The organism is Rheinheimera sp. MM224 (assembly GCF_947090785.1).
GTDB lineage: Bacteria > Pseudomonadota > Gammaproteobacteria > Enterobacterales > Alteromonadaceae > Pararheinheimera.
On sequence record NZ_OX352320.1, the window covers coordinates 3,544,632 to 3,557,814 of the forward strand.

Annotated in this window: 13 protein-coding genes; 7 read left to right on the plus strand and 6 right to left on the minus strand. The window is 47.0% G+C overall.

All coding sequences use genetic code 11. From position 1 onward, the window contains the following. Positions 1-4: 4 nt before the first annotated feature. Positions 5-1,474, minus strand: coding sequence for an IMP dehydrogenase (guaB, locus tag OM978_RS16770; protein WP_233081624.1), 1,470 nt, complete (start codon positions 1,472-1,474; stop codon positions 5-7). A gap of 255 nt (positions 1,475-1,729) precedes the next feature. Between guaB and xseA the strand changes: the two genes are divergently transcribed. From xseA to OM978_RS16805, 7 genes are all read left to right on the plus strand, one after another. Beyond that, complete coding sequence (xseA, locus tag OM978_RS16775) at positions 1,730-3,082, plus strand: exodeoxyribonuclease VII large subunit (RefSeq protein WP_264343419.1); 1,353 nt, start codon at positions 1,730-1,732, stop codon at positions 3,080-3,082. Then, positions 3,069-3,521: a hypothetical protein gene (locus tag OM978_RS16780; protein ID WP_264343420.1), complete on the plus strand. Its 453-nt coding sequence runs from the start codon at positions 3,069-3,071 to the stop codon at positions 3,519-3,521. Before xseA ends, OM978_RS16780 begins: the two co-directional genes overlap by 14 nt. A gap of 148 nt (positions 3,522-3,669) precedes the next feature. After that, positions 3,670-4,266 carry a TetR/AcrR family transcriptional regulator gene (locus OM978_RS16785; protein WP_264343421.1) on the plus strand — a complete coding sequence of 199 codons (597 nt, stop codon included), beginning with the start codon at positions 3,670-3,672 and terminating at the stop codon, positions 4,264-4,266. Positions 4,267-4,330: 64 nt separating this feature from the next. Next, on the plus strand, positions 4,331-5,041 hold the full coding sequence (locus OM978_RS16790; protein WP_264343422.1) for an SDR family oxidoreductase: 711 nt from the start codon (positions 4,331-4,333) through the stop codon (positions 5,039-5,041). 107 nt (positions 5,042-5,148) lie between these two features. Next, on the plus strand, positions 5,149-5,682 hold the full coding sequence (locus OM978_RS16795; RefSeq protein ID WP_264343423.1) for a dihydrofolate reductase family protein: 534 nt from the start codon (positions 5,149-5,151) through the stop codon (positions 5,680-5,682). Positions 5,683-6,258: 576 nt separating this feature from the next. Then, positions 6,259-6,615 (plus strand): hypothetical protein, encoded by a 357-nt coding sequence (locus OM978_RS16800; RefSeq protein ID WP_127025614.1) that lies wholly within the window; start codon positions 6,259-6,261, stop codon positions 6,613-6,615. A gap of 66 nt (positions 6,616-6,681) precedes the next feature. Then, complete coding sequence (locus OM978_RS16805; protein ID WP_264343425.1) at positions 6,682-7,455, plus strand: hypothetical protein; 774 nt, start codon at positions 6,682-6,684, stop codon at positions 7,453-7,455. Between the two features lie 388 nt (positions 7,456-7,843). On the opposite strand, the gene OM978_RS16810 is transcribed toward OM978_RS16805, so the two are convergent. The 5 genes from OM978_RS16810 to hisS all read right to left on the minus strand — a co-directional run bounded on the left by OM978_RS16810 (position 7,844) and on the right by hisS (position 13,182). Further along, a complete protein-coding gene (locus OM978_RS16810) occupies positions 7,844-8,248 on the minus strand; it encodes a VOC family protein (protein WP_264343427.1) in 405 nt (134 codons plus the stop codon). 157 nt (positions 8,249-8,405) lie between these two features. Next, complete coding sequence (gene der, locus OM978_RS16815; RefSeq protein ID WP_264343428.1) at positions 8,406-9,878, minus strand: ribosome biogenesis GTPase Der; 1,473 nt, start codon at positions 9,876-9,878, stop codon at positions 8,406-8,408. Between the two features lie 185 nt (positions 9,879-10,063). Further along, positions 10,064-11,248, minus strand: coding sequence for an outer membrane protein assembly factor BamB (gene bamB, locus OM978_RS16820; protein WP_233008356.1), 1,185 nt, complete (start codon positions 11,246-11,248; stop codon positions 10,064-10,066). Between the two features lie 9 nt (positions 11,249-11,257). Beyond that, the gene (locus OM978_RS16825; protein WP_264343429.1) at positions 11,258-11,896 is read right to left on the minus strand and encodes a YfgM family protein; all 639 of its coding nucleotides are present in this window, start codon (positions 11,894-11,896) and stop codon (positions 11,258-11,260) included. An 11-nt stretch (positions 11,897-11,907) separates the two neighbouring features. Further along, the gene (gene hisS, locus OM978_RS16830; RefSeq protein ID WP_264343430.1) at positions 11,908-13,182 is read right to left on the minus strand and encodes a histidine--tRNA ligase; all 1,275 of its coding nucleotides are present in this window, start codon (positions 13,180-13,182) and stop codon (positions 11,908-11,910) included. Position 13,183 lies beyond the last annotated feature (1 nt).

The following is a 13,183-nucleotide window of genomic DNA, read 5'->3' on the forward strand; positions in this document are numbered from 1 at the left end:
GCGGTTAACCTAAGCGGTAGTTTGGTGCTTCTTTGGTGATTTGCACATCATGCACGTGCGATTCACCCATACCAGCAGAAGTTACTTTGACAAAGACCGGCTTAGTGCGGACTTCAGCAATAGTAGAGCAACCTGTTAAGCCCATAGAAGAGCGCAGGCCACCCATTTGCTGGTGAATAATAGTGCCGATTGGGCCTTTGTACGCTACACGGCCTTCAATACCTTCAGGCACTAACTTCTCAGCGTTGTTGCTGCCCTGGAAGTAACGGTCAGATGAACCATTACGTTGTGCCATAGCACCTAATGAACCCATACCACGGTAGGATTTGTAGTAACGGCCCTGATACAGCTCAACGTCGCCCGGCGCTTCTTCAGTACCAGCAAACATTGAACCTACCATCACGCAGTGCGCACCAGCCACTAAAGCTTTGGCGATGTCACCTGAGAAGCGGATACCGCCGTCAGCGATAATACAAACGTCCATACCCTGTACGCCATCTACTGCATCAGAGATAGCTGTCAGTTGCGGTACACCACAACCAGTGACAATACGGGTGGTACAAATAGAACCTGGGCCTATACCCACTTTCACAGCGTTGGCACCAGCCAGAGCTAAAGCTTTTGCGCCTTCAGCTGTGGCAACGTTACCGGCAACTATTTGTAAATCAGGGTATAAAGCACGGGTTTGACGCACGCGATCTAACACGCCTTCAGAGTGACCGTGTGAGGTATCTATTAATAAAATATCCACACCGGCCTCTACTAAAGCGGCAATACGTTCGTCGGTGCCTGGGCCTACGCCCACAGCAGCACCAACGCGTAAGCGACCAAATTCGTCTTTACAGGCGTTTGGTTTGCTGGCGGCTTTGTTGTAATCCTGTACTGTGATCAAACCTTTTAGCTTAAAGCCATTGTCGACCACTAATACTTTTTCGATACGGTGTTTGTGCATTAAAGCTAAAGCTTCAGCACGTGGGCCAGCTTCGTTCACTGTGACTAAACGCTCTTTTGGCGTCATCACAGAAGAAATAGCCAGTTGTGGGTTAGTTTCAACGTTCAGGTCACGACCTGTCACAATGCCAACCAGATTGTTGTCAGCATCTACTACAGGGAAACCAGAGAAACCATGCTGAGCTGCCAGTTGCTGCACTTCACGGATACTTTGTTCCGGACGTACAGTGACAGGGTCTGATACCACACCACTTTCGTATTTTTTTACTTTACGAACATTGGCTGCCTGCTCTTCGATGGTCATATTTTTGTGAATAAAACCTAAACCGCCTTCCTGTGCTAAAGCAATAGCTAAACGAGCCTCGGTGACAGTGTCCATAGACGCCGATACCATAGGAATATTTAACGTAATTTTGCTGGTCAATTGAGTCCGCAGGTCTGCGGTATGGGGTAACACAGTGGAGTGCGCCGGTACAAGTAACACGTCGTCAAATGTAATGGCTTCTTTCACGATCCTGAGCATTGCAACAATCTCGCTGTTAAAAAAAGAGGGGGGAATGTTGCGGCGCAATTTTATCCGCTTTTGCGCCTTGCCACAATCAATTTTTCGCTTTTGTGTTACATTAACCACAAAATACGCCCCAAAGTAATTGGAGTTGCAGCGCGACGACAAGTGCTCGAGACCCCAGGAGCATAGTTGTCCTATGTGACTGGGGCGAGAGAACGCAGTCAACAAAGCTGCGGCTTCAAGTAAGAAGGGGATTGAGGAATCCAAGCCATGTCGCAAGCTGATATCTACACTGTCTCCCGCTTAAACTCTGAAGTTCGCCTGACTCTTGAGCTGCAATTTCGTCAGCTTTGGTTAGTGGGTGAAGTGTCCAATTTTATCGCAGCTTCCTCCGGTCACTGGTACTTTTCGTTAAAAGATCAGGCCGCTCAGGTCAAAGTGGCGATGTTTAAACAAAGCAACAGATACGCCAGCTTGCAGCCAAAAAATGGTCAGCAAATTCTGATCCGCGCCCGTATCAGTGTGTATGAACCACGGGGTGAATATCAGTTACTCGCCGATATGCTGGAACCAGCCGGTGACGGCCTACTCAAGCAACAATACGAACAAATCAAAGCCACGCTGGCCGCTGAAGGTTTACTGGCGCCAGAGCGCAAAAAGCCGCTGCCGAAAAAAGTACAAAAAGTTGGGGTGGTCACCTCCCCTACCGGCGCTGCCATTCGCGATATCATCACAGTACTGCAACGCCGCGCTCCGGCCCTGGAAGTGATTATTTATCCTTGTTTAGTGCAAGGCACTCAGGCTCCGGCGCAAATTTACAATGCCATCCAAAAAGCTATATCCCGCAATGAAGTGGATGTATTGCTAATTGGCCGTGGTGGTGGTTCGCTGGAAGATTTATGGTGTTTTAACGATGAACAGGTGGCACGCTTAATAGCCCACTGCCCTATTCCAACCGTCAGCGCTGTAGGTCATGAAATTGACTTTACCATAGCCGACTTTGTCGCCGATGTGCGTGCAGCCACGCCATCTGCCGCAGCTGAGCTGGTATCTCCGGATCAGCAGCAACAACTGCAGTCAGTGCTATCAGCAGAGCAACGGCTGCAACGTTCGATGCAAAGCTATTTACGGCAGCAGCAACCTCGTTTAACAGCTTTAGTGCACAGATTGACCTTGCTTGACCCGGCAAGGCGTTTACAGCAACAGCAGCAGTATCTGGATGAACTGCAGATGAGGTTGCAAAATGCCTTGCTACGCCGTATCGACAAAGCGGCACAACAGCAGCAGTTTTTGCAACATCGCTTGCAACAGCTGACGCCACTGGTGCGGATTAAACAGCAGCAACAAAAGCTGGATCAGCACAACCATCAGTTACAGCAATCTATGCAGCAGTTGCTCAAGCAAAAGCAGCAGCAGTGGTTATTGCAAAGCAGCCGTTTGCATACCGTAAGCCCCTTAGCCACTTTAGAGCGCGGCTACAGCATTAGCTTTGACGAACAGCAACAAGTGATTACGGACGCGTCGAAGTTACAACCGGGCCAACAGGTGAAAACCCAACTGGCGAAGGGGTATTTTATCGCCCGTATAGAACAGATTTCTGCAAATTCTGATGCAACAAACTGATATCAAACAAGTCGCCACAGAATTAGTGCAACTGCTTGGGCCAACCGACTGGGCCATAGGCGGCAGCTTTTTACTGCAGTGTTATGGCATTGAGCCACAAGCCCGGGATTTAGATTTGGTCTGCACGCTTGAGCGCTTTGAACAGTTCAAAACCCTGCTAAGTCAGTATGCTCACACTGTGCCTGTATCACTCCACCCCATTTATCGCAGCAAGGGGTTTGCCCGTTTTAGCAAAAATGGCCTTGTGATCGAACTGATGGCGGGCATACAGGTGCTCAAAGACGACGGTTTGCAGGCGTTTGAGTTTCTGCCTGAAAAAACCAGCTGGCAACAGGATTTACCGCTGATGCAGTTAGCTGACTGGCTGGAGCTGTATCAGTTGTTTGAGCGGCCAAAGCGGGTGCTACAACTGCAGCACTACTTAAACTCAGACCGCTGAGTTATTATTTTTCCACTATAAACACAAACAGTTCAACGACTTAACTCTAACCGCCCTCAAATGTATAAATCTGTTCAAAAAAAGTACTTGCCAGCAGGCACAATTAAAAATATGATGATCATCATATAATCAACTGCAGGCCACTTTGATGACAGCTTTAAGTAAAAAAGAGATGACCCACCAGCGAATTCTGCAGACTGCTGCAAAAATTATTCGCAGAGATGGCTTTGACTCTTTGGCTGTCGCAGACGTGATGAAACAAGCGGGTTTAACTCATGGTGGCTTCTATGCGCATTTCTCCAACAGAGACGCATTGCTGGCCGAGGCTTTGGGTTATGCAGGCGCTGAATCTGCAGAATTGCTCAGGCAAAATCTGGCACAAAGTATCAGTGAAGGCGTTCAGCCACTCACCGCCTTTATCGAAACCTACTTGTCGGAGCAACACCTGAACAATTGCACTGAAGGTGCAGGTTGCCCTGTGGCAGCGCTTGGTTCAGATTTTTTCCGGCTGGACGCAACAACAAAAGCTGTAGCAGGCAAACTTATTGAAGCTTATGTAGAAAAAGTGCAGCAGCTAAGCAATCAGAAGCTAAACCGCGAGAGTGCGTTTTTACTGATCAGCACATTGATTGGTTCGCTTCAGCTGGCACGAGGTTTAAAAGGCACAGACCAGGCAAGCTTTTATTTAACAGCAAGCCGTGAAAATTTAGTTCGACGTTATTCAGAGAGCCAACAACACCAATAGCCGGGTTCGCCCGTTTTTTTAATTACAAATATGATGATCGTCATATTTTATAAAGGTAAATGATATGAAACTTGAAAATGCAGTGGTATTAGTGACAGGTGCTAACCGTGGTTTAGGTTTGGCTTTTGCAAAAGAAGCACTGGCCCGTGGCGCCCGCAAAGTATATGCCGCAGCACGCAACCCGGATAGCATCACACTGGAAGGTGTAATTCCGGTGAAGTTAGATGTGACTAACAAAGACGATATAGCAAAGCTGGTTGAACAATGTTCAGATCTGACCTTGTTAATCAATAACGCTGGTGTAGCAGAACTTGGCGCCATGCTGACCGAAGATGCTGAAAGCATGATGCGTCGCCAGCTGGAAACTAACCTTTATGGCCCACTGCGTTTAACTCAGAGTTTTGCCCCAGTACTGGCGAACAACGGCGGCGGTGGCATTATCAATGTGTTGTCTATTGCCAGCTGGATCACAGGCCCATTATTAGCCACCTACTCTGTAACTAAATCTGCAGCCTGGTCTATGACCAACGCAGTGCGTCAGGAGCTGGCAGCTCAGCAAACTCAGGTGTTGGGTTTGCACGTAGGTTTTATCGATACCGATTTAACCAAAGGTTTAGATGTACCTAAGGTATCAGCAGAGCAAGTGGTTAACCGTACTTTTGATGGTTTAGAGCAAGGTGCCGATCAAGTGCTGGCCGATGAACCTACCCAAATGATCCATCAGGCGCTGTCTTCAGCCCCACAAGTGTATTTACATGCCTTAGCAGGACATTAATGCTAACAAAGTCCTCCGGCTGAACTACAAGTTTTTACTGTTCGCCGGGGGTGTTTTCTGTTCTGATGGTTGCTGCTGTAACTTGTCATTTAAAGGGCGGAAGACCAATGAAAGTAAAAGTATTTATAGCCACCAGCCTGGACGGTTTTATCGCCAAAAAAGATGGTGACATCAGTTGGTTAACCTCGGCCACAGACTCAACAGACGACCATGGCTACAGTGCTTTTATGTCTGAGATTGATGTCATTTTAATGGGCAGGGCAACCTTCGAAAAAGTGCTGAGTTTTGGCATCGACTGGCCCTATCCGGTGAAAACTGTGGTGTTGAGTCATCAGCTAAGCTCCGCTGATTTAGCGCCTGAACTACAAGACAAAGTAGAAATCCGTCAGGGCGCTATGGTGGATATTCTTCATCAGCTTAAGCAGCAAGGTTACAAAGCTGTTTATCTGGATGGCGGTAACATTATCCAGCAAAGCCTGCGCCATAATCTGGTGGATGAACTGACGCTAACCCTTATTCCGGTGCTGATAGGTGAAGGTATACCGCTGTTTGGTACTTTAGCTGCGGATATAAAACTACAACATCTGGAAACCCGGGTGTACCAGAGTGGTTTTGTGCAGAGCAGGTATAGTTGCAAATAAGCTGAGGTTGAAATGCATCCGGAGTTACAGGCTATTTTTCTGGCCTGTGGTAGTTTCTGGTTACCTAATACTTATGTTTAAAGCGTTTCGCCTTTGGCGAGATACTTTCTTTTGCTTCGCCAAAAGAAAGCTATCCAAAGAAAAGGCGACCCCAGGTCGCAGCGAAAGCCCGGCCCAAAATCGCGCGTCCAAGGCGACTCGGCAACTCGTTCGTCGCTACCGCTCCTCGCTCAAACACTCCTCGTCTTAAAACCTTGGCCACCCAATTTTGTCCGGCTCGCGCCCTAATGGGGATTTGGTGCCAGTAGTTAGTATGGCCTTTGCTGATTGGCAGTTAAGAGCGAAAAGCGACATTAGGGCACATCACAAGACCTAACCCTAGCGTCCCTCTAGGGTCCATTCTGGCATGTATAAAGTTTGTGTGGCCCATTTTAGGCATTTTAGAAAAAGTTGTTGAAATAGAGGTATGTCAGCGTTAGTTTGGTATGAGTGAAAATCAGGAGATAAGGCTGGAAAAGTTCTGCGTGTTAGCAGGCTGCCTTTGAAAAATCATTGTTACAACTACATGGAGTAGCTATGCAAATTTGGAGTGCTTTGCTGTTAGTGCTTTTGCTGTCCGGATGTGCAACACCCGTGAGTCACACAAACATACCGCTTTCAACCTATGACAAAGATACCGAGTATGGTATAGAAAAAAGGGACGATGGATTCGCAATTACCGTTTTCTACTCACGCTATCAATTCATACCTGAAAGTGATGTTTTAGCAACAGCTTGCAAGAGCCAGCTAACCTCCATCGCTTGGGAACATGCAGATAACGAGGGGCGTGAAATTGAACCAGTCAACGAGCAAAGAATTCGCATTTCAATGGGCCGCAATGAGTTAACAGGTATAACCTCTTGCCAGGCCAATGCCATCGCTAAGTGGAAGTAGATTAAATTGAATCGCTGCGATCTCAATTTATCGGATAGTAGGGCTTGAACTTCGTTTGGAGGTACAGTGGGTTATTTCCCGAAAGTTCATTTTGAAAATGCTAGAGCTCTTTCTGAGAGTAAAGAAGATAGCCAACTTCGATATTGTTGCTTAGAGCTTCGCTACTGTATTGAAGCAATTGTATACAAGAAGTTATCTTCTTTTCGTGATATTCCAAACACTATTACAGAAACTTGGCAACCGCATAAAGCTATCAAAATGCTGAGTAAGATTGATGAGTTTGCAGACAAATACTGTAAAGTAGAAATAAATTTTTGTCAGTCAAATATTCCGCCGATAGATGGTTGGATCGCTCTGGGAGAACAAAAGATACCATCCGTACAATGGCTGACTAAAAATTACAGCAAGCTTGGAAATTTTCTGCACTTACCTAAGCCTAATGAGAGCGAGTCATTCAATACTGAAAAGATAAAAAAGTGTGTAATTGATGTACTTGACGGCATAGAACAATATGTAAACACGGATATTTGGATTAGGGCGTCTGGTATTGAACTTCAGGCTTGTCTAGAGTGCTCCGAAGATCTTATTTTTGATCGTAACCAACTTAAAGAAGGTGATGTTGTCGAGTGTGACTCATGCAAATTTCGCTATCGAGTAAAGTCGAAAGGTGGTAACAAACTTACCTTGTCATATACGGTGCATGACGTTAAATGTGGTCGGTGTGGTGAGATGCTACAAATTGATGACCAGAAAATCATGAAAAATCGTGAGTTCGTATGCGGGTTTTGTGGAGAAGATCATGTTGTTGTCCAAGCATATCGCCGCAGCTCTCAGACCTAAGCTACCAACTACTGGCACCAATCCCCCATTAGGGCGCGAGCCGGACAAAATTGGGTGGCCAAGGTTTTAAGGCTGGGAGTGTTTGAGTAAGGAGCGGTAGCGACGAGCGAGTTACCCAGCCGCCTTGGACGCACGATTTTGGGCCGGGATTTCGCTGCGACCTGGGGTCGCCTTTTTTTTGCGCCGCTTTCTTTTGGCGACGCAAAAGAAAGCGGCTCGCCACAGGCGAAAGCTTTAAAGTAAAACATGTAGCAATCAACGACAGTTACAACTACAGGCACTCCCTAGCAGTTACATTGTTGTACTGCCGCTGCGCGTCGAGTACAACCTACCGCACGGCGAGTGCAACCTACAACGCGGCATACACAAGCTACCGAATGCGTAACACTTATACCTGTTCAGCCCCATTAATCACAGCTTCAATATGATAGCCATCCGGGTCAATCACAAAAGCCGCATAATACTGATCACCATAATCTGGCCTCAGGCCCGCAGCACCATTGTCTTTGCCACCATGTTGCAATGCGGCTTTATGGAACTCATCCACAGCACTACGGCTTGGTGCAGCAAAGGCCAGATGAAAGCCAGGTACTGAGCCTGATAAAACTTGTGCTCTGAGTTTGATGGCAAACTTATCACCACCGTTGCTGTAGCCATAACCTACAGCACAATCCGGGTCATCATCGCTGATATCATCCCAAACGCGGACATAACCTAAAGCGGATAACACAGCATCGTAAAAAGCTGCTGAACGATAAATATCAGAAACACCAAAAGAAACATGATGCAGCATAAAACCTCAGAGTAAGGATGGTTGATTAAGGAATGGCGGTATATCACAACCCGCATATTGGACACTATTTAGCGGACAGGGACAAACCCTCCCCCTACATTCGAATCGACGAGAAGTCCACAAACAACAAGGCCAGCTTTCGCTGGCCTTGTAAAACTTACTTCTTATTCACCAGATTCGCTCTGGCTTTTAAGATGCGGTCACGTTTGTACTGCTGATTGGGTGTCAGCATACTACGTTTGCCGGCAAATGGGTTTTCGCCTTCGCGGAATTCAATCCGCACTGGTGTGCCCATCATTTGTAAAGATTTACGGAAATAGTTCATCAGATAACGTTTGTACGAATCTGGCAGGTCGTCTACCTGAGTACCGTGAATCACGATCAGAGGCGGATTGTAACCACCGGCGTGAGCATATTTCAGCTTCACACGACGGCCTCTCACCATAGGTGGCTGGTGATCTTCCACTGCCATTTTCATAATACGGGTTAAAAGCGCAGTGCTGACACGACGGGTGGCCGAGTCGAACGCTTCTTCTACCGATTCAAATAAGTTACCTACACCTGAGCCGTGTAATGCCGAGATAAAGTGCAGACGGGCAAAGTCGATAAAACCTAAGCGTCTATCCAGCTCACGTTTCACATCTTCTTTAACACGTTCGTCCAGGCCATCCCACTTGTTGACAGCCAGCACCAAAGAACGACCGGCATTTAACACAAAACCTAAAATGCTTAAGTCCTGGTCGGAAATACCTAAACGGGCGTCCAGCACTAAAATCACTACGTTGGCATCTTCAATAGCCTGCAGAGTTTTAATGACAGAAAACTTCTCAACCATATCGTCAATTTTGCCACGACGACGTACACCAGCTGTATCAATCAGGGTGTATTCGCGTTCACCACGGGTCATAGGGATATAAATTGAATCCCGTGTGGTGCCTGGCATGTCGAATACCACAACACGTTCTTCACCTAAAATACGGTTGGTTAAAGTAGATTTACCGACGTTTGGACGACCTACTATGGCCAGCTTGATATGCTGATCCTTTGCTTGAGTAATGTCCTCTTCGCTTTCTTCTTCCAGCTCTTCCGGTAATTCTTCGCCCTTTTCAATAGCGGCAATGCGCTGTTGTTGCTGTTCAGACAACATAGGCAATAACGCATGTTGCAGCAAAGACAACACACCACGACCATGCACAGCAGCTATAGGATAAACTTCACCCTGCGCCAGGCTATAGAAGTCTGCAGTGGCTGTATCTGCATCTAAACCATCAGTTTTGTTAGCGACTAAAAACACCTTTTTATTGATACGACGTAAGTGTTGCGCTATCGCATCATCGGCCACAGTAGCGCCAGCACGGGCGTCCACCATAAACAGCACTATGTCAGCTTCGTCTATCGCTTTGAGTGACTGTTCGGCCATTTCTACTTCAATGCCTTGCTCATTGCCGTCGATACCACCGGTATCCACCACAATAAATTCGTAACCTTCGTATTTGACTGAACCGTATTTACGGTCACGCGTCAGGCCCGGAAAATCCGCCACTAAGGCATCACGGGTGCGGGTCAAACGGTTAAATAATGTTGATTTTCCAACGTTGGCTCTGCCAACCAAAGCCACTACAGGTAACATGGTTTTACCTCAAATAAAATTACTATGTATCCTTGTGGATACCGCAGGCCAACTGGCCTTCTTACTCTGTGACGCCAAGCTTTTCAGCCATGACAGCTACATAAATCACTAAACTTTATTAAACAACAAGGCCGGAGGCGATGGTTTATCGGCTCCGACCTTGTCTTATTCCATACTCAGCTGGTTTAAGGTAAGCGTATTAAACTTAGCTCACCATCCCGGGTTTGGATCACTAATTCATCGGCTGAGCTGACGCCCTGCACGTAAAAACCAGAGCCGTACGATTCCTGCGCAACAAACTCACCGGTATTTTTATCTAACCAGAACAAGTTGCCTTCGACATCACCCACTGCCAGATAATCTTTGTAGACTGCAGGTCCTGTCAGGAAATGTTTGTGTAAGCCTAACTGTGCCCATTGCTCTAAGCCGTTACGACGGTCAATCGCAAAGATTTTACCTACGCTGTCGACCAGATAAATGGTATTACCTTCAACCACCATATCGCGGAAGCTGGCATATTCACGTTTCCACATCACACGGCCTGTACGCAGCTCAAGCGCCACTAACTCACCATTAAAGGCAATGGCGTAAATAGTGCCATCTACTACGATAGGAGTTGCATCCACATCGACCATACGGGACAAGTCGGTTGCACCTTTTGGCACAGCAATAGCCGCATCCCATGCCAATATGCCTTTATCGGCAATGACTACAGAGACTTTGCCTGCACCACTACCAAAAATAACACCACCATTGGCCATAACAGGCTCACTGGTACCACGTAAGCTTAACAATGCGCTTTCCTGCTCATGCATCCAGCGTTGTTCACCTGTATCCGGATGCAATGCAAACAAATAACCGGCTGAGGTATTCACCAGCACATAACCTTCGCCTGCAGCAGGACTGGCAATCACTTCACCTTTGACTTTAACGCGCCATACCAGCTCGCCGGTTTCAGGATTTAAAGCGACTACGTCGCCATTCTCAGTGCCGATAAAGATCTTATCGTAACCCTGGCTGATACCACCTGAAACACGGGCAGTTTCAGAACTCCAGAATTTCAGACCATCCAGAAAACTACCAGTGCCATCATCACGCACATCGAAAGTCCAAAGACGGTCGCCGCTTTCACGGTCAAAAGCCATCACTAAACCAGCGCGGCTGGCAGCAAAAACTTTGTCTTTATAAATTAATGGACGCAGCGCTGAATCATAATGTTCAACGCCATCACCGACAGACGCACTCCAAATTTCTTCGGGTTCAATTTTGTTGTTAATTTCCGGATAAACCAATTCTTCTTTGGAAGAACAAGCAGCCAAAGTCGTCAACAACACCAGCATTAAGCCGATACGGGACCTGAATAACTTCACTCTTACACCTTAAGCAGCAGTTACGTGCGCCAGTTCATCTAATTTCACTTTCAGAATTGGATTCTGAGCATCTTTTGTAGCGGCAACAGCAGCCTGATAAGCAGTTTTAGCTTTGGCCAGTTCACCTGAATTCAGCAGCACGTCACCTGTCAGCTCTTGCTGTTGTGCTTTAAATGCCTCAGGCACAGCCAAAGCTAATGTAGCTAAGGCAGCCGGATAATCTTTTTGTTCGTTTTGTACACGAGCCAGACGCAACTGCGCCAGAGCTTTGATTTCTGGTTGTTTAGCAGTAGTTACTACCCAGTTCAGCTGTTTGGCTGCACTAGCGTAATCTTCTTTTGCAACAGCTTCTTTGGCAGCTACAAAAGCAGCCAGCAGAGCGTAAGAAGAGTCACTGTTTTTATCAACAAAAGTTTGGAACTGCGCTAATAACTCAGGGTTATCTGCGGCTTTTTGTTGTTGTTCCAGCAATTGGGTATAAGCGCTTGAAGCGGCCATAGTGGTTTCCAGCTGCTGGTCCTGGAAATAACGCCAGCCGTACAAACCACCTAAACCTAACACTACACCAGCGATAATAGCGGTGCCGTTTTCTTTCCAAAAGCGCTTAATTGCTTCGACTTGTTGTTCTTCGCTGTTGTAAATTTCCATCTTCGATCCCTTTAAACCAGCTGCTTTATAAAAGCGCTTAATTCAGTCAATTTAATATTTTGTTGTGGCTTTTCTTCTCTGAGCCATTTCAGCGTAATTTCGCCTGCAGCCAGTTCAGTTTCACCTAATAACAGCCCAAGGCCAGCACCAGATTTATCCGCTTTTTTCAGTTGTTTCTTCAAATTGCCACCACCTGAATGCGTCATTAAACGCAAGTCAGGTAAATCATTCCGCAGGCCTTCGGCAATAGAAACTGCGGCAAGTTCCGCGCTCTCGCCTAAGGCCATCAGATAAATATCAGTTTGGGCCTGGGCTTGTGGCAATAAGTCTAAGGTTTGCAGCAATAATACCAGCCGCTCCATACCTAAGGCAAAACCAACTGCAGGAGTGGCTTTACCACCCAGCTGTTCCACTAAACCATCGTAGCGGCCACCGGCGCACACTGTGCCTTGTGAACCTAAGCTGCTGGTAACCCATTCGAATACAGTTTTGTTGTAATAATCCAGGCCACGCACTAAACGTGGGTTGATGACAAACTCTACGCCAGCGGCTTTTAAACGCTTTTGCAGACCATCAAAATCAGCTTTGGATTCATCATCTAAATAATCTAACAACTGTGGCGCTTTGCCCAGCATGTCTTGCATCACCGGATTTTTGCTATCCAGTACCCGCAGCGGATTGCTGTACATGCGGCGTAAGCTGTCTTCATCCAGCAGTTCTTTATGCAGCTCTAAATACGCCACTAAAGCAGCGCGGTAATCAGCACGAGCCTGATTCGAACCTAAAGAGTTCAGCTCCAGAGTCACATGAGCAGATAAACCTAATGTTTTCCACAAACGGGCACTGAGTAAAATCACCTCAGCATCAATGTCCGGACCTGCCATACCAAAAGCTTCTAAACCAAACTGGTGGAACTGGCGGTAGCGGCCTTTTTGCGGACGCTCATGGCGGAACATTGGGCCCATATACCACAGGCGTTGCTCCTGGTTATACAACAAACCATTTTGGTTGGCTGCACGCACGCAAACTGCAGTGCCTTCAGGGCGTAAGGTCAGGCTGTCACCATTGCGATCGGCAAAGGTATACATTTCTTTTTCAACGATGTCAGTCACTTCACCGATAGAACGCTTAAACAGTTCCGTCATTTCGACTATAGGAAAACGAATTTCTTCGTAACCATAGTTGCGCACTGTTTTACGTAAAATCTGTTCCACGTACTGCCACGCCGGGGTATCCGCAGGTAAGCAGTCGTTCATGCCACGAATGGCCTGGATATCTTTTGACACG